The organism is Aeromonas sp. BIGb0445, assembly GCF_024809075.1.
GTDB lineage: Bacteria > Pseudomonadota > Gammaproteobacteria > Enterobacterales > Aeromonadaceae > Aeromonas > Aeromonas rivuli.
In genome coordinates this window covers 160,703-184,440 of sequence record NZ_JANUES010000006.1, presented here as the reverse complement: position 1 = coordinate 184,440, position 23,738 = coordinate 160,703, and the positions used below count along the sequence as shown (strand labels likewise).

19 protein-coding genes, 1 rRNA gene and 1 pseudogene are annotated in these 23,738 nt (G+C 61.0%); 9 read left to right on the top strand and 12 right to left on the bottom strand.

The annotated features are described in order from the left end of the window. From M2367_RS14145 to M2367_RS14130, 4 genes are all read right to left on the bottom strand, one after another. Positions 1 to 355, bottom strand: a 16S ribosomal RNA gene (locus tag M2367_RS14145); the annotation flags it as partial. 531 nt (positions 356 to 886) lie between these two features. Then, positions 887 to 1,930: a nitronate monooxygenase family protein gene (locus M2367_RS14140; RefSeq protein WP_259237056.1), complete on the bottom strand. Its 1,044-nt coding sequence runs from the start codon at positions 1,928 to 1,930 to the stop codon at positions 887 to 889. A gap of 55 nt (positions 1,931 to 1,985) precedes the next feature. Then, on the bottom strand, positions 1,986 to 2,246 hold the full coding sequence (locus tag M2367_RS14135; protein WP_259237055.1) for a helix-hairpin-helix domain-containing protein: 261 nt from the start codon (positions 2,244 to 2,246) through the stop codon (positions 1,986 to 1,988). Positions 2,247 to 2,342: 96 nt separating this feature from the next. Continuing rightward, positions 2,343 to 2,990 (bottom strand): ribonuclease T2 family protein, encoded by a 648-nt coding sequence (locus M2367_RS14130; protein WP_259237054.1) that lies wholly within the window; start codon positions 2,988 to 2,990, stop codon positions 2,343 to 2,345. Positions 2,991 to 3,237: 247 nt separating this feature from the next. Here M2367_RS14130 and M2367_RS14125 point away from each other — a divergent pair, with 247 nt between their 5' ends. Beyond that, positions 3,238 to 3,798: a carbonate dehydratase gene (locus M2367_RS14125; protein WP_042039636.1), complete on the top strand. Its 561-nt coding sequence runs from the start codon at positions 3,238 to 3,240 to the stop codon at positions 3,796 to 3,798. A gap of 82 nt (positions 3,799 to 3,880) precedes the next feature. On the opposite strand, the gene M2367_RS14120 is transcribed toward M2367_RS14125, so the two are convergent. Continuing rightward, entirely contained in the window at positions 3,881 to 5,776 is a 1,896-nt protein-coding gene (locus M2367_RS14120) for a PhoX family phosphatase (protein WP_259237053.1), read from the bottom strand. A 198-nt stretch (positions 5,777 to 5,974) separates the two neighbouring features. On the opposite strand from M2367_RS14120, the gene M2367_RS14115 reads away from it, so the two are divergent. From M2367_RS14115 to mauJ, 4 genes are all read left to right on the top strand, one after another. After that, positions 5,975 to 6,463, top strand: coding sequence for a hypothetical protein (locus M2367_RS14115; protein WP_259237052.1), 489 nt, complete (start codon positions 5,975 to 5,977; stop codon positions 6,461 to 6,463). 212 nt (positions 6,464 to 6,675) lie between these two features. Further along, complete coding sequence (locus tag M2367_RS14110; protein ID WP_259237051.1) at positions 6,676 to 7,926, top strand: DEAD/DEAH box helicase; 1,251 nt, start codon at positions 6,676 to 6,678, stop codon at positions 7,924 to 7,926. Between the two features lie 36 nt (positions 7,927 to 7,962). Beyond that, positions 7,963 to 8,418 (top strand): GNAT family N-acetyltransferase, encoded by a 456-nt coding sequence (locus tag M2367_RS14105; RefSeq protein ID WP_259237050.1) that lies wholly within the window; start codon positions 7,963 to 7,965, stop codon positions 8,416 to 8,418. A gap of 480 nt (positions 8,419 to 8,898) precedes the next feature. Continuing rightward, positions 8,899 to 10,227 (top strand): methylamine utilization protein MauJ, encoded by a 1,329-nt coding sequence (gene mauJ / locus M2367_RS14100; protein ID WP_259237049.1) that lies wholly within the window; start codon positions 8,899 to 8,901, stop codon positions 10,225 to 10,227. 227 nt (positions 10,228 to 10,454) lie between these two features. Here the strand turns inward: mauJ and M2367_RS14095 are convergent, their stop codons facing one another. Together M2367_RS14095 and aguA are read right to left on the bottom strand one after the other, a co-directional pair. After that, entirely contained in the window at positions 10,455 to 12,158 is a 1,704-nt protein-coding gene (locus M2367_RS14095) for an amidase (RefSeq protein WP_259237061.1), read from the bottom strand. A gap of 137 nt (positions 12,159 to 12,295) precedes the next feature. Further along, positions 12,296 to 13,393 (bottom strand): agmatine deiminase, encoded by a 1,098-nt coding sequence (gene aguA / locus M2367_RS14090; RefSeq protein WP_259237048.1) that lies wholly within the window; start codon positions 13,391 to 13,393, stop codon positions 12,296 to 12,298. A gap of 146 nt (positions 13,394 to 13,539) precedes the next feature. On the opposite strand from aguA, the gene M2367_RS14085 reads away from it, so the two are divergent. After that, on the top strand, positions 13,540 to 14,451 hold the full coding sequence (locus M2367_RS14085; protein ID WP_259237046.1) for a LysR family transcriptional regulator: 912 nt from the start codon (positions 13,540 to 13,542) through the stop codon (positions 14,449 to 14,451). 397 nt (positions 14,452 to 14,848) lie between these two features. Further along, the gene (locus tag M2367_RS14080) at positions 14,849 to 15,184 is read left to right on the top strand and encodes an endonuclease domain-containing protein (protein ID WP_259237045.1); all 336 of its coding nucleotides are present in this window, start codon (positions 14,849 to 14,851) and stop codon (positions 15,182 to 15,184) included. 123 nt (positions 15,185 to 15,307) lie between these two features. Here M2367_RS14080 and M2367_RS14075 read toward each other — a convergent pair whose 3' ends face one another. Continuing rightward, entirely contained in the window at positions 15,308 to 15,874 is a 567-nt protein-coding gene (locus M2367_RS14075) for a TetR/AcrR family transcriptional regulator (RefSeq protein ID WP_042040478.1), read from the bottom strand. 159 nt (positions 15,875 to 16,033) lie between these two features. Here M2367_RS14075 and M2367_RS14070 point away from each other — a divergent pair, with 159 nt between their 5' ends. Both M2367_RS14070 and M2367_RS14065 read left to right on the top strand, forming a co-directional pair. Next, on the top strand, positions 16,034 to 17,071 hold the full coding sequence (locus M2367_RS14070) for an alkene reductase (RefSeq protein WP_259237043.1): 1,038 nt from the start codon (positions 16,034 to 16,036) through the stop codon (positions 17,069 to 17,071). Between the two features lie 243 nt (positions 17,072 to 17,314). Next, entirely contained in the window at positions 17,315 to 18,226 is a 912-nt protein-coding gene (locus tag M2367_RS14065) for a bifunctional helix-turn-helix transcriptional regulator/GNAT family N-acetyltransferase (RefSeq protein WP_259237042.1), read from the top strand. An 84-nt stretch (positions 18,227 to 18,310) separates the two neighbouring features. Here M2367_RS14065 and M2367_RS14060 read toward each other — a convergent pair whose 3' ends face one another. From M2367_RS14060 to M2367_RS14045, 4 genes and pseudogenes are all read right to left on the bottom strand, one after another. Beyond that, complete coding sequence (locus tag M2367_RS14060; protein WP_224431271.1) at positions 18,311 to 19,264, bottom strand: bile acid:sodium symporter family protein; 954 nt, start codon at positions 19,262 to 19,264, stop codon at positions 18,311 to 18,313. Positions 19,265 to 19,377: 113 nt separating this feature from the next. Further along, a pseudogene (locus M2367_RS20415) lies at positions 19,378 to 19,715 on the bottom strand (nuclear transport factor 2 family protein). 170 nt (positions 19,716 to 19,885) lie between these two features. Next, positions 19,886 to 21,472, bottom strand: coding sequence for a peptide chain release factor 3 (prfC, locus tag M2367_RS14050; protein ID WP_259237040.1), 1,587 nt, complete (start codon positions 21,470 to 21,472; stop codon positions 19,886 to 19,888). 234 nt (positions 21,473 to 21,706) lie between these two features. Then, positions 21,707 to 23,599, bottom strand: a complete 1,893-nt coding sequence (locus tag M2367_RS14045) for a diguanylate cyclase (RefSeq protein ID WP_259237039.1) — start codon at positions 23,597 to 23,599, stop codon at positions 21,707 to 21,709. Positions 23,600 to 23,738 lie beyond the last annotated feature (139 nt).

The following is a 23,738-nucleotide window of genomic DNA, read 5'->3' as shown; positions in this document are numbered from 1 at the left end:
TGCCTCCCGTAGGAGTCTGGACCGTGTCTCAGTTCCAGTGTGGCTGATCATCCTCTCAGACCAGCTAGGGATCGTCGCCTTGGTGAGCCATTACCCCACCAACTAGCTAATCCCACCTGGGTTCATCCAATCGCGAAAGGCCCGAAGGTCCCCTCCTTTCCCCCGTAGGGCGTATGCGGTATTAGCAGTCGTTTCCAACTGTTATCCCCCTCGACTGGGCAGATCCCCAGGCATTACTCACCCGTCCGCCGCTCGCCGGCAAAAGTAGCAAGCTACTTTCCCGCTGCCGCTCGACTTGCATGTGTTAGGCCTGCCGCCAGCGTTCAATCTGAGCCATGATCAAACTCTTCAATTTAAGTTTGTTTGCGTTCATCCGATACCGAGGTAACGAACTTCAGCGGCTCAATGAATTGCTGAAATAAACTGTTCGACTTCCTCTTGCGAAGAAATCGTCTTGGTCACTTCACCAGACATTGAAAATCAAAAATTAATTTTGATGCTCGATGCTGTGAGTGCCCACACAGATTGCTTGATTCAAATTGTTAAAGAGCGTTGCAACGTTTCGTCGCTGCGGGAGTGGCATTCTACTCAACCGCCTTCTCGAGTCAAGCCTTATTTGGTAAGGCTTTTTCGAGGCACCGACCGGCTTGTTTGCGTTGCCGCTTGCCCTGTCGATGTGGCGCATTATAGAGAGATTGATCGCGCTGGCAAGGGGCTAACTGCAATAAAACTGTAAAAATCGGCACTTTATGAGTTATTCATAACCAACCACAGCTTTTATACAAACTTATCCACAGAAGAGGCACTTTCGGCCTATTCCCACCCCTCCTTTCACCTATCCTGGCGCCGGTATCGTCCGGACTTGATGGCTGAAAGATGCGATGGCTTAGTCCCTGAAGGCAACTGACAACTGCTGGACCAAGTCGGCGGCAGCCATCTCATGACAGCCCGTCATGTTCTGGCCCGCCCAGAGCGGTGAGAAATCCCCCCGCTCCAGTTGCTCCGCTGCGGCGCGCAAGAGTGCCAGCGCGGAGCTGGCATGAGGAAAGGGTGGTGCCAGTTCACTGAGCGGTCCCAGCTCCCTCATCAGCCGATTGACGATTCCCCTCGCCGGACGCCCGCTGAACAAACGGGTCAGGGCAGTATGGGAGCCGCCATCCGCGCGCAAGGCCATTCGATGCAGGGGCGATGTGGTTGCCTCATGGCAACAGAGGAAGGCCGTCCCCAGTTGCACGCCACTTGCACCCAATGCCATGGCGGCGCGGATCCCCTTGGCATCGGCAATGCCCCCGGCCGCAATCACCGGTAAAGAGACCGCCTCGACTATCTGTGGCAACAGGCTGAAGGTGCCCTGCTGCAAGCTGAGATCTTCCGAGAGGAAGTGACCGCGATGGCCACCCGCCTCCAGCCCCTGAGCGATGATGGCGTCCACTCCCCTGGCCTCGAGCCAGCGCGCCTCGGCCACCGTCGTTGCACTCGCCAAGATCCGGCTCCCCTGTTCCTTGACGCGCGCCATCAGCCTTTCATCAGGCAGGCCAAAGTGAAAGCTCACCACAGGCGGGGCAAATTCTGCCAGGATCTCGGCTTGAGCCACGCCGAAGGGGGAGCGGCTGGCACTCCGGGTCACCACATCTGCTGCCAAGCCCAGCTCCTGATAGTAGGGCGCCAGCGCCTGACGCCAACGCGCTTGCTGCTGGGCATTGGCTGGCAACGGCTGATGACAGAAGAAGTTGACGTTATAAGGAGAGGTCGTAGCGGCACGGATCCTGGTCAACTCATCACGCAGCCCGGTTTCATCCAGCATGGCGGCAGGCAATGAACCCAAGCCGCCCGCCTTGATGACGGCAATGGCCAAGGCGCTGCCTTGCACCCCGGCCATGGGAGCCTGGATAAGCGGAACGCGGATACCCAGCAGTTCAGTCAGCATCATGATCTCGCCTCAATCCCTTTCATGACTCCGGATGCCATCACGACGGTGCCTCTGTTCATATCCGATGAGCCTCCCGAATGCCAACCTCCTGCCTGGCCAACGCGATGGCACCTTCTATTGCTCCTCTGGCCTGAGGGCTGTTTTGCCAGCAGCTGGATCCCAGCATGCTGGCCACCAACTGGACTATCTCCTGACTGCTGGCCTGGGCCAGTTGCTCGAAGGAACAGAAGCCCAGCTGTTCCAGGCGTGACACCACTGTCGGCCCCACCCCCTTGATGGCAAGCAGTAACGCTCTGTCTCTGGTATCAAATCCCATGCTGACTCTCCTCTCTCTTCTCTTTATACAGGGCGCCTGATCGGGCTAGGCCGCCACAGGCTCCCCACCGCTGGTTCGCTCACTGACCCGGCGGGACTAGCGGACATTGCGCAGCAGAAAATCTGGCTGGGCACAGGAGCGGCGTTCTCGCCTCACCATCTCATCCGGGCAGGTCATGGACTCGGTACCCGCCTTGTTGACGCAGATATAGATCTCCCGCAGGAAGCGGCCACCATCGGCGCAGGCAAGGGTGATGGTATCCGGGGCCAGCCACTCATTGGCACTGGCCAAGTCCGCCTTGAGCTCGAAGTTACTCTTGCGCAGCGGTTGCGCTGGGGATTGGTAATCGGCGGGGATCTGCACCTTGTTGCGCAGATCCTCGGCTAGCTGGTGAAATGCCGGCTGGCTCAGCCCGGAGCAGGTGCCGTGCTTTTGCCACTCATGGCGATAGAGGAAACGGCTGGGGTAGAGGCCGGGGAAGTCGCGCTCCACATCCCCTGCGAGGCTTTCAGTGCTGCAATCGGAGGGATAGCCCTTCAGATACTGCGGCCAGAGTCCGTGCAGCACGAAGCCAAGTTTGCGGCTGCACTGCTCCCGATCCGAGGGCTTGGCGGCGCAGTGCTCCGGTGACCAGGAGAGGGTCAGGGCATAGTAGTCAAAATCTCCGCTGCGGCCCTTGGCCTGCACGGTGGCGGGCAAGGCGAGCAAGGTGATGAGGGCGAGCAGGCCCACTGTTCTTGTCATGGCATCTTCCTTATCGCCTCAACACTAGCCGTCACTATCCGGCCATGGCGATGAGGCGGACTGGGCATGGATAGCGCGATAATCCCACAAACCGCCCAGATTGACAGCCATTTGAAGCCGCTTGTCCCGACAGGGTCAGACCAGTAAGGGGTTCCGCACCCGCGGCCGCGGGGGTAAGCTCGGGGACATGTGCGCGCCGTGCTGGCGCCGCGCGCCTCAATTTCCCATAGCCAAAACAGGATACGACATGATCCGCAAAAATCCCTCCGGCCACCTGCCGGTCATCGACGAATCGGCCTATATCGACAAAACCGCCATCATTTGCGGCAAGGTGATCATCAAGGAGAATGTCTTCGTCGGGCCCTACGCGGTGATCCGCGCCGACGAGGTTGATGAACACGGCGAGATGGAGCCCATCGTCATTGGCGCCAACTCCAATATTCAGGATGGGGTGGTGATCCACTCCAAGTCCGGCGCCGCCGTCACCATCGGCGAGTTCAGCTCCATCGCCCACAGATCCATCGTTCATGGCCCCTGCGTGGTGGGCAACAAGGTGTTCATCGGTTTCAATACGGTGCTCTTTAACTGCCACATCGGCGAGGGCTGTGTGGTGCGCCACAACTCGGTGGTCGATGGTTGCGATCTGCCCCCCGGCTTCTATGTCCCCTCCACCACCCGCATCAACCAGCAGAGCGATCTGGCCGAGATCCCGCGCGTCACCGTGGACGCCACCGAATTCTCCGAAGACGTGGCCCACACCAATATCGATCTGGTCAAAGGTTACAAGGCGCTCTCCAACGAATTCTGACGCCACCCCCTTCATGACAAAAGCCGCCCGAGGGCGGCTTTCTCATTTCTGACGATGTCTCTGCTTATATAAGCATGCCGACTCAGGCCCCTATGATGCCACCGTCGTCGCGGGTGATGCGCAGCACGGCTGAGCGAGGGATATGCTTGCCGCCATCCGGGAAGTGGGAAGGGGCCAGCTCTTCACCCGGATGCTGCACCCCGACAAACAGGGTGCGCCAGTCCGGGCTGAAGGTAAGACCGGTTATCTCGCAGGCGATGGGGCCGGTCAGGAAGCGGCGTACCTCACCGCTCGCCGGATCCGCGCACAACATCTGGTTGTTGCCCATGCCCGCGAACTTCTGCTCGTTGGAGTAGTCGCCATCGGTCTGGATCCAGAGCCGACCCGCCTCATCAAAGCCGATCCCGTCCGGGCTGTTGAACATGTTGTCTGGATTGATATTGGCGCTGCCCGCCATCAGTCCCTCTTTGTTTACCTGGGGGTTGCCCGCCAGCAGGAAGAGATCCCACTCGAAGTGCTCGCTACTGTGATCGCCACCGGTCGGGCGCCAGCGAATGATCTGACCATAGGGGTTCTCGGCACGGGGGTTGGCACCATCCAGCGGCTGATTATCCTTGAGGCCGCGGTTCTTGTTATTGGTCAGGGTGCAATAGGCCTCGGCACGATGGGGATGCACCGCCACCCACTCGGGTCTGTCCATGGTAGTGGCACCGAGCCGGGTCGCCGCCTCCCGGGCGAAGATGAGCACCTCCCCCTGATCGGCGAAGCCGTTCTCCTTGGTCAAACCATGCAGACCGTGCACCAGGGGCAGCCACTGACCCGTGCCCTTGAGCTCCCCTTCCTTGGCATCGAAGCGCGCCACATAGAGGGTGCCTTCGTCGAGCAAGTCCCGGTTCGCCGCATCATTGCCCGGCGCCACCTTGTTCTTGGAGATGAAACGATAGATGTGCTCGCCCCGCTCGTCATCGCCCAGATAGACCACGGCGCGGCCATCCTGGTTGACGGTGAAGGCGGCATTCTCATGCTTGAAGCGGCCCAGCGCCGTGCGCTTCTTCGGGGTGGAGGCGGGATCCTTGGGGTCAATCTCCACCACCCAGCCGAAGCGGTTCGGCTCCTGGGGGTGTTTGGCGAGATCGAAGCGCTCGTCAAACTTGTGCCAGCCAAAGCCTGCATCCTCGGCGGCCAATCCGTAGCGGGCGGCCCGTTTGTCCAGATCTGGCTTGCCCTCACTGCCGAAGTAGCCGTTGAAGTTCTCCTCGCAGGTGAGGTAGGTGCCCCATGGAGTCTGGCCGTTTGAGCAGTTGTTGAAGGTGCCGAGGGCGGTGCGCCCTTCGGGGTCTGCCTGGGTCTTGAGCAGGGCATGACCCGCCGCCGGGCCGCTCAGGGTCATGGGGGTATTGGCGGTGATACGACGATTAAGCGCGCCCTTGGGATTGACTTGCCACTTGCCGTCGGTCTGAACCAACTCGACCAGGGAGACGCCATGGGCCGCCTGGGCCTTGGCCACACCGGCAGCACTGAGCTGCTTGCCGCCATCCCTGAACAGGTATTCGTAGTTGGTGTATTCGTTGTTGACCACCAACAGGGCGCGATCCCGGCCAAGCAGGAAGAAACTCATGCCGTCATTGTTATCGCCAAACTGACGGGCCTGGGCCTTGGCATCATTGTCCTGGCTAAAGGCGGGCGCATCGGCGAACAGCGCATCTCCCCAGGCTATCAGCACCTCGGCCTTGTAGCCGGGCGGCACCACCACGGTATCTGCCACCGAGGCGGGCACGGCCTGGAAGCCGAGCAAGGGTTGGGTCGCGGCCGCCACGGCGCGGGCAACGGGACTGGCGGCAAAGAAAGCCACCATGCTGGCGGCGCCAACGCCCTTGATAAAGCCTCTGCGGCTCAGCCCCGCCTCGATCAATCGACTGAATTCGGGCTCTTGTTCACGGGGGTGGTTGGCGCTATCAATCTCGTCAAAACGGCTCATCTGCTCTTTCCTTGTTATCTGCTCTTACGTCATTGTCCACTCACTGCGTCCGGCCAAAGGATGGCGACCTTTTATTAAACAATGATGACAAAGAGCGCCAATCTTGTCCGGCCAGCGCCACCACCCCCTAGGCAGCCTTCACAACTTGTGCCTCAATAGGGGTGGATTGATAAGCCCCACCATCAGGGAGAGTGCAACATGGATGAGTCACAGAAAGAGCAGGCTGGCGCAGGGGAAGGAGATCTCTGCCTGCTGACCATAGGCGAACATGAGAGCTGGCTGGTGCAGGGACGGCAGGAACCCCTGCGCCTTGCCATGGGATATCGAGCCCTGGTGCCCGGCCAGACCCTGGGCCAGTTTCACCGCGAGCCGCCCAGCCCCCTCGAACTGGAGCAGGCCATCGCCTGGGTGGAGGATATCGTCATGCCGCTGGCCACCGACCTGGCCCCCTGCTCGGCCTTGCGGCTCACTCCAAGCCCCCTCACCCCACTTTTTGGCCCCGTCACGCTGCCCCTGGCCCGCATCGAGCAGAGTTTTGCTCAGCTCGCCGCCATGGCAGAGAGGGATCCCCTGGCAGCCAGAGACTTGCCTGCCGGAAGGGAGTTTGCCGCCACCTTGCTTATCTTGCGCGAGTTCATGCACCACCTCGGCTTTATCGAGGTGAGTCTGCTCGCGGCTCAGCCGTGATGACAGGCCCTGTTTCACCTGCAGCGACCATGACAATCCAGGGGGCTGCGAACGGGAGCAGCCCGCCCCCTCGCTATCAGGGAGAAGCACGGAGCGATCAACCGGGCATCCCTTCAACCACCTTCTGCCAGGGGCCCGCTTCTGCTACCATCCCGGCCACGATCACTGTTCCCGTCACGGCCCTGGCCGCGATAACCCCACACTGGTGCCCTATGTCCATTGCCTCCTTTGCCGAACTGGCCCTCTCCCCCCGCCTGCAGCAGACGCTGACCGAACTCGGCTATGCCGCGCCGACCCCCATTCAGGCCAGCGCCATTCCCGTGATTCTGGCGGGGCGGGATCTGATGGCGGGGGCCCAGACCGGCACCGGCAAGACCGCCGCCTTCGTGCTGCCGCTGCTGGAGCAGCTGATGCAGCTGATGCAGCAGCCGCAAGCCGGCTCCTCCCGCCCCATCCGCGCCCTGGTGCTGGTGCCGACCCGCGAGTTGGCGGTGCAGGTCTTTGAGAGCGTGGCGCGCTACGGGCAGGGCACGGCTCTCACCAGCGCCCTGGTCTATGGCGGGGTCAGCATCGCCGCCCAGGTGGAGGCGCTTAAAGCCGGGGTGGATATCCTCATCGCCACCCCGGGCCGCTTGCTCGATCATCTGCGCCAGGGGGCCCTGAGCCTTGAGAGCCTCCGCCATCTGGTGTTTGACGAGGCGGACAGGATGCTCGACATGGGCTTTATGGACGAGATCACCGCTCTGCTCAGACAGATACCGGCGGATCGCCAGACCCTGCTCTTTTCGGCCACCTGCGACGACAACCTGTTTGCCTTGAGCCGCGTGCTCTTGCGCGACCCCGAGTTGATCGAAGTGGCACCGCGCAACACCACGGCGGCCGAGGTGGAGCAACGGGTCTATGCGGTGGATGGGGAGCGCAAGCTGGCGCTGGTGGAGCACCTGATCAAGGTGAAGGGTTGGGCCCCTGTGCTCATCTTCAGCCGCACCCGTCAGGGGGCCGACAAGCTGGCCCAGCAGCTCGGCAAGGCGGGCATCAATGCGCTCGCCTTTCACGGGGATCTGTCGCAGAGCGCGCGGGAGAAGGTGCTGCTGGAGTTTCGCGCCGGCACCCTGCAGGCCCTGGTCGCCACCGACGTGGCGGCCCGCGGGCTGGATATCAGCGATCTCAACTATGTGATCAACCTGGAGTTCCCCCATCAGCCTGGGGATTACGTGCACCGCATAGGGCGCACCGGCCGCGCGGGCAACAAGGGGCTCGCCATCACCTTGTTCAGCCCGGAGGATGCGCCCCTGCTGGAGAAGGTGGAGGCCGTGCTCGACACCCGCTTGCCCCAGCAGTGGTTCCCGGGTTTTGAGCCCGATCTCACCCGCTTCGACCCCGAGCCGCGCCGCAGCGGCAAGGGCGCCCAGAAGCAGAAAGCCAGAAAGCAGGCCCTCGCGGGTGGCAAGGGTAAACGTTAAGGCCCCTTAACCAGACGCTATGCGCCTTGGAGAGATATGACACCCCCACATGAAATGGCACTGATCCATTGCGAACAAGACTCGCCCTATTTGGCGCGGCTGGAACAGCTGTTCCAATCGGCGTGGCCAGACTTTCTGTTTTGCGATACCTACACCGACAGTGCGAACCTGCCGCCGGTGCTGGTTGCCGTCATGAATGAGGTGGTGATGGGAGGGTTGGCTTACTCTCGCTTCAAGGAGCCCCATCGCAGCGGTGAAGTCATCTGGATCAATGCCGTGTTTGTCAGTGCAGAATACCGGGGTAAAGGCCTTGCCAGCCGACTCATCAATGCCGGTGTGTCACAGGCATTGGCATCGTCACAAGACTATCTCTATGCCTATACGAATGTCCCGGCACTGTATCAATCCTTGGGTTGGTCTGAGGTTGATATTGAAAGTGAGCCAGATCATAAGGTCATGGGCATTTCACTCAAGCCCCGGCTACCCGAATAAAAAGCGTCGAGGAAAACAGCCAGGATCCGCTAGGGAACAGGTGCAACTCCCTGTGTTTATCTGCCCCAAAACGGCGGCGCAATCTTGGGTGAGCTGCACTTCCGCCGCCCGCACGCTACCGCCCCAGAAGCTAGCCACCAGTATCAAGGCCCCGGCCAACCCGTATTTGATCCACGATTTCATCGTCTTGCTCCCCTCTCACCGGCCCCTCGCCACCCCTGTGGCAAGCGGGCCCTTTTATCAGTGGGCAGAAGATAGGGGGGATTTGTGAGGAAAAAATGAGGTTGTGTGAAGCCAAGGTGAAGTCTGGGGAAATCGCGGCTGAAATTGCAGTTGGCAAAATAATATTGAACATCCAACAGATCAGAGCATATTAAAAATCCCTTACTTTCATCATCTTTGGCTCATTACCTCGCTGGAAAGCAGTCTTGTAGGACTGGCGAATATCTATCTGCACAAAATCATCTTGAGGCTAATCATATGCTGGCGACACAAGACCCTTTCGAAGAAGCGGAGAAGCTGCAACAGCGACGTGGGCATTGGATAACAGCAGGAGTGGAAACGAGGGTCTTTTGGCCCAAGCGATCACAAACGCTATCCTTCGAGGGCATACAGTTCTTGCTGCAACCTGCTGAACGTGGCGAGCACGGGGAAATTCTGCCCGCTATAGCGCTTCATACCGATGGCTTAGGCCTGACCGACCACCAGTGCAAAGCGGTAATCATGCGGCTCGCAACCGCCATAGCATGGCGTGAAGGTCAAAAAGTAGAACTTGTCATGTGGGGAGGCGGGAGCTCACCTTTCCGGTTAGGTATGTCACGGAATAATACTATTTCGAACTATTTTTCGGCTGACAACCTATGCGCTCCAAGCAGTAATGAAGCGCGCAAAGCCCTGGCTTATTACCGAGAAGGCATGTCCATCGATAACCCCTTTTACTCATTTCTTGGGTTCTATAAGGCCTTCAGTCGGTCACTGCCTAATGGGAAGGAGAGAGGGCCTTGGATCACGGCAAAACTACCTCAACTAACCGACAGGGCAGCCATCGAACGAAGGGATGAGCTGATTCAATCAGGCGAGGATATTTCGACCTATGTAGCCAACCAAGGTCGCCATGCGATCGCTCACGCCGAACGGGATGACATTGTTGACCCTGACGACCCAGCAGACCATCAGCGCATCATTCAGGACCTTCCTCTCATGCGCCATTTGGCTGAAATTGCCATGGAAGAGCGCCTTGAGGTTCCTCAGCCAGACACTTACTGGAGAGACCATCTCTATGAGCTCGCAGGTTTCAGGGAGCTTTTCAACAAAATCGAACTAGAAACACTTCGCCGCGGAGAGATGGCACCAGATGAAAATTACAAATGTCCGGATCTCTATTTCGTCCTCGCCCGTAAGCAAGGTAAATGCTCTCCGTTGGGGAAAATGAAAATCTCCGGGGGCGGGTTAATCGAAGGGGGCCTAGTTATTGATCTCGAAAGTGGGAGCCAGAACTTCTTGGTTCGAATTACGCTCGATTTCGCCAACGAACGCTTACTGTTTGATCCATTACGGGATGTGCGCTGCCGCCAAGATAGAAGCAGCCGTGCTTCAGTTCGGGAAGAGCTAGCACTCAGGGAGTTTCTCTGGTGCATGTACTGCAATGGTCGAATAGAAGTGTGGGATGAAACGGGGGAACGACGAATGGCAATGTCGCAACCTTGCATCCTTACGAATATGGAGCTGAGCCCAGCAAGTCATCAGCAGCATGTAGACGAACTGACCACGTTACTTGATCAATTCCCGTCTGACGAATCAGTTATATGATCCTTAAAGCACGAAGTCCCCAATGTGGCTTATCCTGCGATACTCTGCGTTATGTTATGTGGGCTCAGGTGCATCTGTAAATATTTGCCCATTCTTCGCGTAAGAACGCACAAGAAAAAATAGCGCCCAAAAGCGTATTGCCAGTCAGTTAAGCCTGACTGGCAAGAGACATCACGCCTCCCTCTCGCTTTGCCCCTGATACCTCGCGGACAGGGCGCTACAACAATCTACCCCAACGGCGGCGTACGCGGCGGCACCCGGCGCTTGCTGCCGGTGGACTCGAAGGCCGAGGCGACGCGCAGCAGGTTGTTGTCGTCATAAGCGCGACCGGCGAAGGTCAGCCCCACCGGCATACCGATATCGGCCATGATGCCCATGGGAACGGTGACGGTCGGCACGCCGAGATGGCGAATGGCGAGGTTGCCGTTGGCGACCCAGATGCCGTTGCTCCAGGCGATATCGGCGGAGGCCGGATTCACGTCCGCATCGGCGGGGCCGACGTCGGCGACGGTCGGGAACAACACGGCATCGAGCTTGAGCCTGTCCATCCACTCTTCCAAGTCCAGCTTGCGGGTCTGCTCCAGGCCGCGCAGGCCGTCCGGCACAGAGGCTATCTCGTCCCAGGATTTCAGGCCGCGCTTGGCCATCTTGACGTACTCGTCCATGCCCGCCGCCAGATCCCCCTCGCGGTTCGGCAATGTGCCCGGATCGTGGGGGAAGATCTTGGGGCCATCCACGTCGGCCAATTTGCTCAGCTTGGGATCGCCGTTGGCACGCAGGAAGTCGTCGAAGGCCCAGCCGGACAGCTCCCACAGCTCGTCATTGAGGAACTCTGGCGAGACGATGCCGCGATTGAACACGGTCGGTGCGCCGGGCCTGTCCCCTTCACAGTTGGAGACCAGCGGAAAGTCCACTTCAACAACGATGGCGCCAGCGGCTTCCAGCGCCTGACGGGCCTCTTCCCAGAGGGCAATCACGGATTCGCGGGTATGGATGCGCTGGCCGGTCGGGCCGCCGATGCCGGGGTTGTCGCTGGTGCCGGCCAGCTCATCCTTGTTGATAAACATGCGCGGCACCCCGAGGCGCTTGCCCTTGAGGGCATCGGGCTTGGCAGCCAGCTCCAGGTAGGAAGCCGGACGCACTTCCGAGGCCTTGGGGATCTTGACCCAGGGCTGCATGCGCCAGAGATCCCCACGGGTATCGGCATCGTCGGCGACCACCACATCCAGCACTTCCAAAAGGTCTGCCATGGTGCGGGCGTAGGGCACGACGACGTCCATGGTCGGGGTCAGGGGCCAGTTGCCACGCACCGAGATGACGCCACGTGATGGTGTGTAGGCACAGAGGCCGTTGTTGGAGGCAGGGCCACGGCCGCTCGACCAGGTCTCTTCGGCGAGACCGAAGGCGGCGAAGCTGGCGGCGGTGGCGGTGCCGGCACCGTTGGAGGAGCCGGAGGCAAAGGGCGCGGTCAGGTAGTCGGCGTTGTAGGGGCTCTCGGCACGGCCGTAGACGCCGCGCTGCATGCCGCCATTGGCCATGGGGGGCATATTGGTTTTGCCCAGGCAGATGGCACCGGCGGCGCGCAGGCGCTCAACGGTAAAGGCATCGCGCTGGGCCACCAGATCCTTGAAGGCCGGGCTGCCGGAGGCGGCGGTCAGCCCCTTGACCAGATAGCTGTCCTTGGCGGTGTAGGGGATGCCATCGAGCGGCCCCAGGGTCTCGCCACGGGCACGGCGCGCATCGGAAGCTTCTGCTTCTTTCAGCGCATCGGGGTTGTGCACCACGACGGCATTGAGGCGGGTTTGTGTCTCGGGGCCGTTGTAGGCGGCGATACGGGCCAGATAGGCCTTGACCAGTTCGACCGCTGTGGTGCGGCCTGCTTCGAGCGCACCGCGCAGCTCGGCAATGGAAACCTCGGTGACATCTACCATTTTGGGGATCATTTTGATCTCCTGTAAAAGGGTGACTGTTTGTAATGATGGTCGCCGCATCAGCGCCTTCGACCATCACGCAAGCAAGAGATAAAACCCCACTGCGTGGGGTTTTGAATACCAACTGGAACCGGTTCTTACTGGCCGGAGGGGACCTGTTGTGTAATGCAGTGGATATTGCCACCCCCCAGCAGGATTTCCCGGGCCGGCACGCCGACCACTGTGTGCTCGGGGAAGATCTCTTCCAGAATGCGCTGGGCTTCGCCATCGGTGGCGGCATCCAGCAGCGGGTAGACGATGCTGCCGTTGGTAATGAGGAAGTTCACATAGGAACCGGCCAGACGACCTTCGGCCTCGCGCGGCACACCGCTGCCGCTCTCGACACCGGCGGACTCCTCCTCGGTGCAGTAGAGCGGGCCCGGCTGGGGCAGCTTCCACACTTTCAGCTTGCGACCCTTGGCATCCACCGCCGCTTCCAGCACCTTGAGGGCGGCCAGGGAGCGCTCGTATTGCGGATCTGTCTCGTCGTCGGTCCAGTGCAGGGCCACTTCACCCGGGCGCACGAAGCAGCAGATGTTGTCGATGTGGCCGTCGGTCTCATCCATATAGACGCCTTCGTCCAGCCAGATAAAGCTCTTCACCCCCAGATAGTCGCGAAGCAACGCTTCGATCTGATCCTTGCTCAGGTGCGGGTTGCGGTTCTCGTTGAGCAGGCACTCGGCCGTGGTCATGCAGGTGCCTTCGCCGTCCACATGGATGGAGCCCCCTTCCAGAATGAGCGGCGCGTCGTAGCGGCTCATGCCGTGCTCGGCCAGCATCTTGGCTGCCACTTCCTCATCCTGGTTCCAGGGGGCGTAGAGGCCGCCCTTGAGGCCGCCCCAGGCGTTGAAGCCCCAATCCACGCCACGGCACTCGCCTGCGCGGTTGGTGACCACGGTCGGGCCGCTGTCGCGGGCCCAGCAGTCATCGCTGTTCATCTCCACCAGGGTGACGTGGGCGGGCATGATGGCGCGGGCCTGCTCCATGAACTGGGCGGGGACCCCCATAAAGACCGGGGTGGCCTGACCTATGGCATCCGCCACCTTGGCGAAGGTGGCCTGCGCGAAGCGACCGGCCTCCCGCCAGTTGTCCGGGCGGAACGGCCAGATCATCCAGACGGCCTGCTGGTGCGCCCACTCGGCGGGCATGGTGAAGCCGTCGGCGGCCGGAATGGAGTTGATGGTCTTGATGCTCATCGCAAGGCTCCTTGCATGGATTGAGGCCCCCACATTGACCTGGGAACCCTGAAAAAATAAGAGTGGGTCGCAGTGTAAGAAGTTGCGTGCCCATCCATCAAATGAATAGGATGGATTGTCCCATAAACAGCGCGAATAATCCTTCCATGAAACTGCACCAGCTCGACCTCAATCTGCTGCTCGCCCTTGACGCCCTGATGACGCAAGGGAGCGTGACCCGCGCCGCCGAATCGCTCTTTATCAGCCAGCCCGCCATGAGCCACGCCCTCAATCGCCTGCGGGCCTTCTTTGACGATCCGCTGCTGGTGCGCACCCCCCAGGGGATGCTGCCGACCCCCCGGGCCCAGCGGCTGCATCTGGGGGTGCAGCAGGTGCTGCGGCTGCTGGAGCAGCAGCTCTGGGAAGAGGAGCTGTTCGAGCCGCGCCAGTCGAAGCGCCGCTTCGTGCTCTGCACCACGGATTATGTGGAGTGCGTGCTGATCCCGCCCCTCATCCAGCGCCTCAGGAAGCTGGCCCCCGGGGTCACCATAGAGATCCGCATACTGCGCGACACCCTGCCGGAAGCGGAGCTGGCGAGCGGCGAGATCGATCTGGTGCTGGGGTTTGACGAGTACATGCAGGTGCCGGGGTATCTCGGCAAGGAGACCTGGCTCACCGAGCCCCTGGCCGGGCTGGTGCGCGCCACCCTGGAGCTGGAGGAGGAGCGCATCACCCTAGAGCAGCTGATTGACATGCCCCACGTGTTCCACTCGCCGCTCGGCACCTCGGAGGCGAGCCTCGACCGCTATTTGCAGAGCCTGGGGCATAGCCGCACCATCTCGGTCAACAGCCAGAGCTATATGTCCGCCGCCGCCATCGTCAGCCAGAGCGACCACCTCTTGGTGCTGCCGAGCATGGTGGCCGAGCTGCTCGCCAACCACTGGCCGCTGAAAAGCCTGCCCCTGCCGGCAGACGTGCCGGATTACCACCTCAACTGCGTCTGGCACCCGGTACACGCCCAGCAACCGGCCTTGATCTGGTTGAAAGACTTGATGAAGGAACTGGTGAGCCCGGTGTAAGCCCGCTGCGTCTGGCACACTCTCAGCCGCATGCCCAGCAGCCGGCCTTGATCTGGTTGAAAGACTTGATGAAGGAGCTGGTGAGTCCTGACTGCTCCCCCTCATCCCCAGCCCTTCTCCCGCGAGGGGAGAAGGGAGCAGATCGGCGTTAAATAGAAAGAATCGGGACAGCAGACACGCCAAAGCGACAAAGCGACAAAGCGACAAAGACCCAAAATGCCAAGGCTTCAATGTTTTGGCACTATGAGGCCCTTTGTGATCGTCACTTTCAAGGATTCCCCGATCGGTGCCCTCTCCCTCTGGGAGAGGGCCAGGGTGAGGGCTGCTATGACCAGCGGGTGAGCAGACTGGCGGATGGCTATACCTATATAGGTTCAAACAGCACCGTAGGTATGTGATGAAAACCCACCTCTTTGCCAAGCGGCTGAGAGCCGAGGCGACCCTGGCCGAACAGAAGCTCTGGTTCCAGCTTCGCAATCGCCGGTTGGAGGGGCTCAAGTTCCGCCGCCAGTTCCCTGTCGGGCCCTACATAGTGGACTTCATCTGCCTGGAACAGCGGCTGGTGATCGAGGTCGATGGCTCGCAGCATAATCAGCCGGAGGGTCAACAACAGGATGAGGCCAGAACGGCCTATCTCAATGGCGAAGGGTTTCGGGTGATCAGGGTGTGGAATAACGAGGTCCTGGGGCGGATGGATGGGGTGCTGGCGTTTATCAGATTGTCATTGCAGTGACTAGATTCCCCCCCTCATCCCCAGCCCTTCTCCCGAGGGGGGAGAAGGGCTGGGGATGAGGGGGGTCATTCTCAGAAACAACAGTGGCTCCCGCGGGAGCCACTGTTGTTTCCCTCTCCCTTGTCAGGCGCGCAGGGAGGCCATGATCTGGCTGACCACATCGCCGAGCAGCTCGGGCTCGGGACGACACTGGCCGACGGTGACCAGACCCTGGATGCTGACCAGCAGGAAAGCAGTCAGGGTGGGGGTAGCGACCTCAGCGCCAAGCTGCCCCTTCCCTCTGGCTTGTTCGAGCACGACCGCCAAGTCCTCCTCCAACTCGCCATAGTTCGCCTTGAGGCGCAGACGCAGCTCCTCATCCTGTTCGGCAAGCTCCACCAGGGTGCGGGTGATCAGGCAGCAACCATCCAGAGTATCGCTCACCACCTGCCGCAGAAAACCCTCGATGGCCGCCAGTGGCTCGCCCTGTGCAAACCGGGCTCGACGACAGGCCCGCTTGCTCTCGATGTAGTGATCCACCGCCGCCAGCAACAGGCCGCGCTTGTTGCCAAAGGCCGCGTAGAGACTGCCGGGGTGCAGACCGGTCGCCGCCACCAGATCCTGCATGGTGGTCTTGGCATACCCCTTGGATCGAAATGCTTCCATGGCATTTTGCAAGACGGTTTCGCGGTTGAACTCGGCGCTGCGCATCGGGGATCCTGTGGCTAGGGGTTGATATGGCGGCAAGTCTACCCCAGGGGCAGGGTCGGGCCAACTTATCTTGAATGCACATTCAAAAAAGAGTTGCACACAAAGCAAAAAACATCTTGAATGCACGTTCAAGAATCATCTTCCCCAGGACACATCGCCATGGATACTCTGTTTCAGCCTTATCGCCTCAATGCCAGCCTGACCCTGGCCAACCGTTTCATGATGGCGCCGCTGACCCGCTGCATGGCTGGTCCCGGCCTGGTGCCGACCGAACAGATGGCTGCCTATTATGGCCGCCGCGCCGACATCGGCCTCATCATCTCCGAAGCAACCATCATTCGCCCGGACGGTCAGGGCTATCCGGACACCCCCGGCCTCTATAGCGCCGAGCAGATCGCAGGCTGGAAGAAGGTGACCAGCGCCGTGCATGCCAAGGGCGGCAAGATCTTCGCCCAACTGTGGCACGTGGGCCGGGTCTCCCACTCCTTCTTCCACGGCCAGCAGCCGGTTGCCCCGTCCGCCATCGGTCTGGAAGGCACCCTGCCGCGCATGCGCGAACTGAGCTATCCGGTGCCGCGCGCCCTGACCGTGGATGAGATTGTCGAGCTGACCGAGCAGTACGCCCAGGCCGCTGCCAACGCCATGGCAGCCGGTTTCGACGGGGTCGAGATCCACGGCGCCAACGGCTACCTCATCGATCAGTTCCTGCACCATGCCAGCAACCTGCGCGATGACCAATATGGTCAGACCCCGGAGAATATGAGCCGCTTCGCCCTGGAGGTCGTGGATGCAGTCAATGCCCGCATCGGCGGCGATCGGGTTGGCCTGCGCCTCTCCCCCGGTGCCTATGCCCACATGGAGGGCGATGCCCGGGATCGCGCCGTCTTCGATTACCTGCTCGGCGAGCTGAATCAGCGCACTCTGGCCTATCTGCATCTGGGCATCTTCGATGACAGCCTCACCTTCGACTACCTGGGTGGCCGCGCCTCCGATTACCTGCGCGAGCAGTACGATGGCCATCTGGTCGGGGTCGGCAACTACAGCGCAGAAACCGCTGCCGAAGCGATCAAGGCTGACCGCTTCGATCTTATCGCCATCGGTCGTCCGCTCATCGCCAATCCGGACTATCTGGCGCGGGTGAAAAAATCCGAGCCCCTGGTACCCTACTCCGACACCATGCTGGCCGAGTTGGTCTAAACCCCGACATAAAGCCTGGACAGGGCCCTGTTCAGACCATGCCGTCCCCTCACTATTTTTTGACCAAGGATGGGATCCGCGCCCCGGCGCGGGTTTCCAATGTTTGGGCCCTCTCAGGGCCCTTTTTTTTGCCCGCCTTTCCGCCTCTGCTGGCGGCTCAGCCGAGCGCCCCAACAAAAAGGTTGTTGATAACAACCTGATGGTTATATTGGTTGTCATCTACAACCAAAAGGACAGACAGAGATGGATCCCCGCCCCCTGCGCGCCCTGTCGCGCGATCTGGTTCGTGAACTCGGCATGCTCTCCCAACAGTGCGGCTCCCTGGCCCTCAGCCCCCTCGAAGCCCATCTGCTGCTCGAGCTGGAGAGCGGCCCGGCCACCAATCAGCAACTGGCCGATCGGCTGCGCATCGACAAGTCCAACGCCAGTCGCCCCCTGGCCCGGCTCGCCGAGCGGGAGCTGATCGCCTGGCAGGCCCATCCCTCGGACGGGCGCAGCAAGCAGGCGAGCCTCACCGCCCATGGTGCAGCTCAACTGCACGATCTGCACCGACAGATGGACGAGGCCATGAGCGATACCCTGGCCCAGCTCGCCCCCGAGGAGAGCGAGCGGCTCTGGGAGGGGTTGCGGCTCTATCGCAGCGCCCTGTCCCGTGCCCGTCGCCAGCAGGGTTATCGCATTCGCTCCATCGCTCCAAAAGACAACGCCGCCATCGCCGCCGTGGTGCGCCGCGTCTCCGCCGAATATGGCCTCACCGCCGACAAGGGTTACGGCGTGGCCGATCCCGTACTCGACGAGCTGTTTGAGACCTACCACCGGGCTGCGAGTCACTACTGGGTCATTGAAGGGCCGGACGGCACCATTCTTGGCGGCGGTGGCATAGCGCCGCTGGCGGGAGAGGAAGGGGTGTGCGAGTTGCAGAAGATGTACTTCCTGCCCGACTTGCGCGGGCTGGGATTGGGGCGACGACTGGTGTTGCAGGCGTTGGAGGAAGCCAGGCAACTCGGCTACCAGCACTGTTATCTGGAGACCACGGCCAGCCTGCGCGAGGCGACCGCACTCTATGAATCCCTCGGTTTCGAGCACTTGCCTGGGCCGCTCGGCAGCACAGGTCACGACGCCTGCGAGATCTGCATGGTGAAATCCCTTGGCTAGACCAGCAGGCCAGTGCGGCCACAGATTGCACTAGACAAGCAATCACCCTGGCGTCCCGAGGGACGCCAGGGTGACGGGTCTCTCTTAGCTCTCTTTGATGGCCGCCTGGTCAGCGTCCCGAGTGACCGGGGCCAGGGGGCGTTTGGCCCAGAACCCGGCGAGCAGGGAGCCGGACAGGTTATGCCAGACCGAGAACAGGGTGCCCGCCACGGCGGACGCCGGGGTGAAGAACTTCATCGCCAGCGCGGTGGCCAGTCCGGAGTTTTGCAGGCCCACCTCGAAGGCGACGGTGCGGCAGATCCGCTCGTCGAAGCCGAGCCATCGGCTGACCCAATAGCCCGCGGTGATGCCGATGCCGTTATGCAGTATCACCGCCAGCGCCACTATGGGACCTATGGTGGCGAACTGGCCGGCATTGAGAGCGACCACTATGGCGATGATCAGCACGATGGCCGCCATGGAGATGAGAGGCAGCACGGGTTCAAGCTTTTCGGTCAGCGCCTGCAGCCAGCTATTGAGCACAACCCCGATGACGACCGGCACCAGTACTATCTTGACCAGGCTCAGCAGCATATCCAGCACGGGGACATCGACGCTCTTGCCCGCCAGCAACTGTACCAGCAGCGGGGTGATGATGACCCCCAGCAAGGTGGAGAGCGCCGTCATGGTGATGGAGAGCGCCACGTCCCCCTTGGCGAGATAGCACATCACATTGGATGAGGTGCCGCCTGCGACACTGCCCACCAGCACCATGCCCACGGTCAGTTCGGCATCGAAACCGAGCAAGAGGCTGATCAACAGCGCCGCCAGCGGCATGACGCTGAACTGCAACACCAGTCCCAGCCCGATGGCTCTCTTGTTGTTCACCACATCGATAAAATTCTTGGGGCTGAGGGTCAGCCCCATGGCCAGCATGATGATGGTGAGCAACGGCACTATCTGCGTCTTGAGGTCAACGAACAGCGCTGGCTGCCAATAAGCCAGCAGGGAAAACAGCAAGGCCCAGAGTGGGAACAGGTTGGTAATGCGTCCAAGCATGACGATCTCCTTATGGTGATTCGAACGCGGGCAAAAAAAGAGGGCCCGCGAGGGCCTTCTCTTATATCAGCTTTACCCGCAGGAGACCCGCTCGCCGTGCCATCACAGCCGCATCAGGACGGGAAATAAAACCAGGCGGTCTTGATGAGGCCAGCTTCTACCTCGAACACGGCCAGGCTCTCAAGCGGCTCGGGGGAGAGGCCATGGATCCGTTCATGATCACATACCTTGTTGCCCATCACCGTCCTCGACAGCAGCTCGGCCCGCAGGGCCGGATTGTTGAAGCGATGCTCGGCATAGAAAGCCCCCAGCGCCCCTTGCCGACGGTGGAGGGGGCCTCTGTCGGCATCCGGTACCCCTTGAACTCCTCGGCAAAGCAGGCGAGAAAGGCGGTGAGATCCCGAGCATTGTAGGCTTGAAATTGTGCCTCTACGGGCAGTTCTGCGCACATCTGTCACTCCCTGATGATGGAACAAGGTCCTTTATAGGGCGCTTTGCTCCCCCTGTCGATAGCCATGCCCGGGCACCATTCCCTGCCCCCCATCACCCTGCTGCACAGACAAAAAAAGACCCCGCCAGTGGGCGGGGTCTCTCTTATCAGCAACCCAGGGTTGCGCGGGATCAGTGCTCGCGGGTCTGGCGGAACAAGACGTCCGGGTGACGCTCCTGAGACAGACGCAGGTTGACCATGGTCGGTGCGATATAGGTGAGGTTGTCACCGCCATCCAGGGCCAGGTTGACCTCGTTCTTGCGCTTGAAGTCTTCGAACTTCTTGACGTCAGTGCCTTCCACCCAGCGGGCGGTGGCGACGTTGACCGCCTCGTACAGGGCCTCGACGTTGTACTCGCTCTTCAGACGCGAGACCACCACGTCAAACTGCAGCACACCGACCGCACCGACGATGAGATCGTTGCTGATCAGCGGACGGAACACCTGCACCGCGCCCTCTTCGGAGAGCTGTACCAGCCCCTTGAGCAGCTGCTTCTGCTTGAGGGGGTCGCGCAGGCGAATGCGGCGGAACAGCTCGGGGGCGAAGTTCGGGATGCCGGTGAACTTCAGCATCTCGCCCTGGGTGAAGGTGTCGCCGATCTGGATGGTGCCGTGGTTGTGCAGCCCGATGATGTCACCGGCGCAGGCTTCGATGGCCTGCTCCCGGTCACCGGCCATGAAGGTGACGGCGTCGGAGATGTTCACATCCTTGCCCAGGCGCACATGGCGCATCTTCATGCCCTTGCTGTAAGTCCCTGACACTATGCGCATAAAGGCGATGCGGTCGCGGTGCTTGGGATCCATGTTCGCCTGGATCTTGAACACGAAACCGGAGAACTTCTCCTCGGTCGCCAGCACTTCACGCTCTTCGGTCTTGCGCGGCATGGGAGACGGCGCCCAGTCGGTCAGGCCGTCCAGCATGTGATCGACGCCGAAGTTACCAAGCGCAGTACCGAAGAAGACCGGGGTCATCTCGCCGGCGATGAAGGCGTCGTGATCAAACTCCGGGGAGGCGCCTTGCACCAGCTCCAGCTCGCCACGCAGCTGGGCAGCCAGATCCGGGCCTATGGCGGCATCGAGCTCGGGGTTGTTCAGACCCTTCACCACCCGCTTCTCCTGGATGGTGTGACCCTGACCTGTCTGGTACAGATAGGTCTCATCCTTGTAGAGGTGATAGACCCCCTTGAAGGATTTACCGCAGCTGATGGGCCAGGTGATGGGGGCGCACATGATGTTGAGCTCGCGCTCCACCTCGTCCATGACCTCCATGGGGTCGCGCACTTCGCGGTCCATCTTGTTCATGAAGGTGAGGATGGGGGTATCGCGCAGCCGGGTGACTTCCATCAACTTGCGGGTGCGGTCTTCGACGCCCTTGGCGGCATCGATCACCATCAGGCAGCAATCCACGGCGGTAAGGGTACGGTAGGTATCTTCGGAGAAGTCCTCGTGACCCGGGGTATCGAGCAGGTTGACCAGGCAGTCGCGATAGGGGAACTGCATCACCGAGGTGGTGATGGAGATGCCACGCTGCTTCTCCATCTCCATCCAGTCGGATTTGGCATGCTGGCCCGAGCCACGGCCCTTGACGGTACCGGCGCGCTGAATGGCCTGTCCGAACAACAGGACTTTCTCGGTGATGGTGGTTTTACCCGCATCCGGGTGCGAGATGATCGCAAAAGTGCGTCTCTTGGAGACTTCACTCAGAAATTCAGCTGACATAGTTCGACGTTCTTCTATTGAGCGGCGGCCTCAAGCCACCGTGGGAAATAAGAGATTGCGACGCGCGCAACGCGAGCCAACCCGAGCAGGGCGGGTCTGATGAAAAGCGAAAGGCGTTGCGTTACATGGGTGCGAGTGTCCGGCGTCTTAGCAAAATTGCGCCACATTATACCCGCGCGAGTGAAAAATACCCAGCCCGGCATGCGCCGGATCTGCCTGCGGAGTCCATGGCGGTCAGTCGGCGCGACACACTCGATTGCGACCGCCCTGCTTGGCGCTGTACATGGCCTCGTCGGCGCGATGGATCAGCTCGCTGAGGCTCTCTCCCTCGCGCAGCTGGGCGCAACCTATACTGACCCGGACCGGGTACTCGGCGGGCAATTCGGCTACCTGGAGTGCCGCCACCTGCTGGCGCACCCGCTCCGCCACCTCGACGGCCTCGGCCAGCAGGGTGTCGGGCAGCAACACCAGAAACTCTTCGCCACCGTTGCGCCCCACCCTGTCCAGACTGCGCAGCGCCTCAGAGATGCAGTTCGCCACCGCGACCAGTACCCGATCCCCCGCCTGATGACCCCAACCATCGTTGATCTGCTTGAAGTGATCGATGTCGATAAGCAGCAGGGAGAAGGGTTGATCCAGGCTCTTTGCCTGCTGCAGCATGGTCTGCGCCTTGGCCTGGATCTGACGTCTATTGTGGATGCCGGTCAGCTCATCCGTCATGGCGAGCCTGCGCATCTTGCGACTGCGCCTGAGTTGATAGAGCACCATGGATCCGAGCAACAGCAGCGCCAGCACTGTCACCAGCGTCTGCCAGTAGCGCCGCTCCTGGACCCGATCCAGCAGCTGAGCCTGCAACGCCTGGTGAGTCTTGAGGTTCTCGTTCTCCGCCTCCTTGCGCGCCAGGTCGAACTCGAAGCGCATCTGGATAGAGCGCTGTGCGCCGAGATCCCGCTCCAGCGCCTCCCTGATCGCCACGTAGCGTTTGAGGGACGCCAGGGCGGCGGCGGCCTCCCCCTGTTTTTCCAGGATCCGTGCCTGCACCCGGTAGATAGTGCCGAGGAAGCGCTTGTTATGCTCCTGAATGAAGATGGGTTCGGCCACCGCCAGGAAATAGAGCGCCCGGTTTAGCCGGCCGTGGGCCTCCTCGGCCAGCCCCATGACCAGCCGCCACTGACCCAGGGTGGCGGCGTCCGTCTCCTGCTTGCGATTGAGCAAGGTCTCGGCCTGCTGCAAGTGGACCAGCGCCTCATTCACTCGCCCCAGTTTGAGCTGGCTGTGGGCAACCTCGGTCAACGCCCAGGCCTCGTCCATGCTCCACCCCTTGCCCTTGAAGTAGCTGGCCGCCCCCGTAAACAGCGCCAGCGCCTCGGCGTGGCGCCCCGTGTCCGAGTAAAGAATGCCGAGTTGAGCCCGAATGTCATTCAGGTTCTCCTCATCGCCCTGCTGCAGGTAGGCATTCTCCAGCTCCTTGAAGTATTCGAGGGCTCGATCAAACACCTCCATGCGGCGATAGGTATTGGCTATCTCCCCCAGCTGGTGCAAACGCCAGGCCTCGAGCCCGAGTCGCTCATAGAGGTCGTGGGCGACAAGCTGATCCTTGAGACCGGCGGCCAGCTGCCCTTGATAGGCCTGCATGTTGCCGCGATAGCTCAGGGCGTCCGCCATCAGCCGCTGGGCCCCCGCCGCCTCCGCCAATTTGAATGCGGCATCATAGTCGCGACGGGCATTGGTCATCTCGCCCAGCAACTGGTTATGCCAGCCCCGGCAGTTGAGCAGGGCTATCTCGGTCAGCTTATCCTGCCGTGCCCGCGCCTGTTGCAACTGCTGGCTGGCAAAGGTGATGGCGGCGCTGTAGTCGCTGGTATTCTCGGCAGGCTGGGCCCAGCACTGCAGGCTCACCAGGCGGCCATAGAGGGGGTGGGTCGCATCGATCTGCCCTGACAGCCCCTGCACCCTGGCCTGAAAATCCCTGTGGGGCTGGAAGCCATTCTCCAGCTGAGTCAGCTCGCTAAGCAGGGATCCGCCCTTAGGGAGCCCATGCTCGGTATCATGAGGAATTGCCCAGACGGGCCCCATCAGCAGGGTCAGGCAGAGCAACCAGGGGGAGAGATGATGTACGCCGATCACGGGCCTCCAGCGGCATTTATTTGATAAATCGAATAATTGGCCTTTCTATCATATCCTGCAACCGGTGGACTTATGGTGAAATAATCATCCATTCCCTCTATAGTCAGCGCTCTAACCGGGGCCAAGAGACGCCGTATCA

What these genes read in the sequence shown, in the direction of transcription:
- M2367_RS14085 (WP_259237046.1), top strand. Translation starts at nt 13,540, where the DNA reads ATGAAACTGCACCAGCTCGACCTCAATCTGCTGCTCGCCCTTGACGCC.
- prfC (WP_259237040.1), bottom strand. Translation starts at nt 21,472, where the DNA reads ATGTCAGCTGAATTTCTGAGTGAAGTCTCCAAGAGACGCACTTTTGCG.
- M2367_RS14135 (WP_259237055.1), bottom strand. Translation starts at nt 2,246, where the DNA reads ATGGGATTTGATACCAGAGACAGAGCGTTACTGCTTGCCATCAAGGGG.
- M2367_RS14110 (WP_259237051.1), top strand. Translation starts at nt 6,676, where the DNA reads ATGTCCATTGCCTCCTTTGCCGAACTGGCCCTCTCCCCCCGCCTGCAG.
- mauJ (WP_259237049.1), top strand. Translation starts at nt 8,899, where the DNA reads ATGCTGGCGACACAAGACCCTTTCGAAGAAGCGGAGAAGCTGCAACAG.
- aguA (WP_259237048.1), bottom strand. Translation starts at nt 13,393, where the DNA reads ATGAGCATCAAGACCATCAACTCCATTCCGGCCGCCGACGGCTTCACC.
- M2367_RS14065 (WP_259237042.1), top strand. Translation starts at nt 17,315, where the DNA reads ATGGATCCCCGCCCCCTGCGCGCCCTGTCGCGCGATCTGGTTCGTGAA.
- M2367_RS14130 (WP_259237054.1), bottom strand. Translation starts at nt 2,990, where the DNA reads ATGACAAGAACAGTGGGCCTGCTCGCCCTCATCACCTTGCTCGCCTTG.
- M2367_RS14125 (WP_042039636.1), top strand. Translation starts at nt 3,238, where the DNA reads ATGATCCGCAAAAATCCCTCCGGCCACCTGCCGGTCATCGACGAATCG.
- M2367_RS14080 (WP_259237045.1), top strand. Translation starts at nt 14,849, where the DNA reads ATGAAAACCCACCTCTTTGCCAAGCGGCTGAGAGCCGAGGCGACCCTG.
- M2367_RS14140 (WP_259237056.1), bottom strand. Translation starts at nt 1,930, where the DNA reads ATGATGCTGACTGAACTGCTGGGTATCCGCGTTCCGCTTATCCAGGCT.
- M2367_RS14095 (WP_259237061.1), bottom strand. Translation starts at nt 12,158, where the DNA reads ATGGTAGATGTCACCGAGGTTTCCATTGCCGAGCTGCGCGGTGCGCTC.
- M2367_RS14075 (WP_042040478.1), bottom strand. Translation starts at nt 15,874, where the DNA reads ATGCGCAGCGCCGAGTTCAACCGCGAAACCGTCTTGCAAAATGCCATG.
- M2367_RS14105 (WP_259237050.1), top strand. Translation starts at nt 7,963, where the DNA reads ATGACACCCCCACATGAAATGGCACTGATCCATTGCGAACAAGACTCG.
- M2367_RS14070 (WP_259237043.1), top strand. Translation starts at nt 16,034, where the DNA reads ATGGATACTCTGTTTCAGCCTTATCGCCTCAATGCCAGCCTGACCCTG.
- M2367_RS14115 (WP_259237052.1), top strand. Translation starts at nt 5,975, where the DNA reads ATGGATGAGTCACAGAAAGAGCAGGCTGGCGCAGGGGAAGGAGATCTC.
- M2367_RS14060 (WP_224431271.1), bottom strand. Translation starts at nt 19,264, where the DNA reads ATGCTTGGACGCATTACCAACCTGTTCCCACTCTGGGCCTTGCTGTTT.
- M2367_RS14120 (WP_259237053.1), bottom strand. Translation starts at nt 5,776, where the DNA reads ATGAGCCGTTTTGACGAGATTGATAGCGCCAACCACCCCCGTGAACAA.